Below are 3,100 nucleotides of genomic sequence, written 5' to 3' on the forward strand. Positions count from 1 at the left end.
GGGCGGGGGGGGGGGGGGGGGTGCCCCGGGCCCGCACGACACGGTCGAGGAAGTGGCCGGGGCGCAACGCCCGAGTGGCCGTGAGTTCCTGCCCCGATGTCTTTTCCGATTTCCGGCCCTCCAGGCTCTTACGCGGCGCCCTTCTTGATGCGGTATCCGACCGCCGTCACGGGGTTGTCGACGAACATGCGGTGAACCGCCGTGTCGTCGAATCCGATGGAGAGAATGTTCTGCCGCTGCTGCTCATAACCGCTCGAACCCGCCGCCACGGCCCCGTCGTCACGCAGCCACAGCGGATTGTGGTCACTCCGGGTCAGCGGTTCCTGGGCCATCGTGGCGACCTCGGTGTGGTCGGTCAGCGCGATGAGGCGGTCCACGCCCAGGTATTCGACGGTGCGCCGGCAGATTTCGAGGTCGACGTGGTACCCGTCGAAGTTGATGCACGGGTACAGGAGGGACTCGCGTGCGGAGCGCAGCATTTCGGCCGGAACGGGGCCGAGCAGTTCCCGGAGGTCGGTCTTGTCCCAGTCGGGATCGAGCACCCGCCGCAGTTCGACTTCGCGGTTGACCCGTTCCTGCGGCGTGCGCCAGGAATGCGTGAAGTTCCGCGGGGTGTCGTTGTACAGATGGTCGGTCAGGACCAGGTACGGGGAGGAGTCGTAGCGGCTGTGCAGGAATTCGAGCACTTCCCGCAGTCGGACGGCACTGCGCTCGGGCGCCTCCCGGTGGAAGTGCCCCACGGCGATCCGGAGCCCCTGCTCGTAGAAGCTGGTGAGCAGGTCGGCGAAGGTGGGGCCGGCGTCGATGCGCTCGTCCAGGGCCATGGCGTCGGGCGCCATCACGATGTAGCGCAGGCCGAGCGGGCCGAGGGACGCGATGACGTCCCACTCCTTCGCCGACGGGAACCACCGTCCGGCCCGGGGTATCCCTCCTTGCGGCCCGAGCAGCGGGCCCTCGATCGCGAAACCGGCGATGTTGGGAACCGCGTTCGCCTGTTCGAGCCGGTGGTACTCCTGGAGGACCTCCACCAGGCGGGGGAGATTCTCCCGGCGCAGGTAGACGGTCGGCAGAATTCCGTACTCACGGGATTCCGCAGCCTTCTGGACCTCGGGGAGGTCCTCGGGCGAGATGGTCGAGAAATCGAAGTCGTCGATTCCGTGGAAGTGGTAGAGAAGGGCCTTCACTTTTACCCTCGTTCCGTCTCGGACTATTCCTTGGACGGTTGGATTGGGTGCCGTCTCGACAGATACGGCTATCGACTTCCTGAGGCTTTTCTCATTGTCACGATCGACCTCACGAGTCGTCGCCGGGAGCAGCACGTCCTGCTGCAAACTCCGTGGACTGGCCTGCGGATAGCACGGCAGCGCCAAAAGAACGGAGACTGTACGTACAAGCATCCGTCGCCCGAGGGATGTTGAAAACCAAATCCTCGACAGTGTCCTGAAAGTCACTGCGGCCTGGCGCACCTTGGTGCCTTGACAGTGGTCGTACAATTCGGGGTAAGTATGTGGTGATTATGTGCTGGCGAAGACGGGCGGCACGGTTTTCGCCCGAACGCTGTTACGGGTGTTGCCATTGTTCCTCCCCGCCGGATCATGCTTTTCGTGGCCGGGATGACCGGTGGTCCCGCCCTTCACCGGCAGATTCCGGAACCCGCCTGGTCAGCACCCGTAACAGCCCGTCCGCGGTCAGTGCGTGAGGAGCCGGCGGAGGAAGACGTCCGAGGCGTGGTTGGTGTCGCCGGGGACGAGGGTGCCGTCTTCGGAGGTGAACAGTACGGCGCCGCCGGAGGCGTCGGTGTACGGGTTGTCCGAGGTGCCGGTGCTCGCCGTGCCGTCCTCGGCCGCGCCGGCGAGTTCGACGGCTCCGGTGGCGAGGTCGCGGCGGAACACGTTCTGCCGCCCGCCGTCGACGCCGGGGACGAGGTTGCCGGCGTCGGAGACGAAGTAGACCCAGCGGTCGTCGTAGGACATGGTGCCGCGACCGGCGGAGCCGACCGTGGTGGTGCCGGGCAGCGGGGTCGTCACCCTGGCCACGGTGCCGGTGCGCAGGTCGCGGGTGTAGAGCTCCTGGTGACGGTTGAGGATCGGCCCGCCGGGCGCGTCGAGGGTGTAGACGGCGTACTGCCCGTCGGGGCTGAGGGTGGCGTCCAGGCCGGTGTTGGCGAGCTGGCCGGCGGGGTCGGTGCTCGCGCCGCTGATCACCCCGGTGTGCTGGTCGAACACGTAGAAGGGGTAGGAGGCGTGCCCGAGGATCGCGGGGGAGTCGCCGTGGTCCGCGTGGTCCCCAGGGGCTGCGGCGGCTGCGGGGGTCTGGGCGGGAGCCGGGAGCAGGTTGTACGCGCGGGACTTGAAGCCGATGACGCGGCCGTCGGCGCTGATCGAGGGCAGGTAGGAGTCGCCGTTGCCCGGTTTGCCGTTCACCCCGAGGGTGACCAGGCGGGTGGTGCCCTCCCGGCGGTCGGTGACGTAGATGTTCTCCTTGCTGAACGTGCCGACCGGCGCGAGGTCGGTCCGGGAGGAGGAGAAGGCCACGAAGCGGCCGTCCCAACTGGCCACCGCGTCACGGGAGATGCGGCCGTCCTGGCCGGTGGCGGCCGGGTCGCCGGCGGTGATCAGCTCGGTGACGCCGTCCCGGAGGTCGCGGAGGTAGACCTCCCCGCCGCTGTTGGCCTTGTGGCCGGGCAGCACGTTGGTGGCCTTGGTGTTGAACGTGACGAAGCGGCCGTCGCCGCTGATCGATGCCTGGGTGGTGGGGGCGTCGAGCTGGGCGCCGTCCGCGCCGACGCTGACGCGTTGGGTGCGGCCGGTGTGCAGGTCCCGGACGAAGACGTCCGTCGCGCCGTTGGTGTCGCCGGGCACCAGGTTGGTCGCGTCCGAGGAGAACAGGGCGTAGCGGCCGTCGGCGCTCAGCCCCAGGGCGGCGGACGCGCCGTCCGGCTGCGCGCCGTCGAGGCCGACGCTCACCCGGATGATCCCGCCCGTGCGCGGATGCGCTTCGGCGGCTGGTGCGGCGAGGCCGGCCAGTGCGGCGGCGAGCAGGGCGCAGCCGCCGCGCAGCAGCCCGCGCCGGGGGTGTGTGGTGGTCATGAGGTGGGGTC

The 3,100-nt window shown here is 68.9% G+C and carries 2 protein-coding genes; both read right to left on the reverse strand.

Annotated elements, in window-relative coordinates; translation table 11 throughout:
- Positions 1 to 128: 128 nt before the first annotated feature.
- Positions 129 to 1,184: a hypothetical protein gene (locus tag ACFV6I_RS30455; RefSeq protein ID WP_063345966.1), complete on the reverse strand. Its 1,056-nt coding sequence runs from the start codon at positions 1,182 to 1,184 to the stop codon at positions 129 to 131.
- A gap of 504 nt (positions 1,185 to 1,688) precedes the next feature.
- Positions 1,689 to 3,100 (reverse strand): TolB family protein (locus ACFV6I_RS30460; protein WP_380428772.1); only part of this gene is annotated, 1,412 nt, incomplete at its 5' end.

The sequence above is a fragment of the Kitasatospora sp. NPDC059803 genome (assembly GCF_042732255.1).
Lineage (GTDB): Bacteria > Actinomycetota > Actinomycetes > Streptomycetales > Streptomycetaceae > Kitasatospora.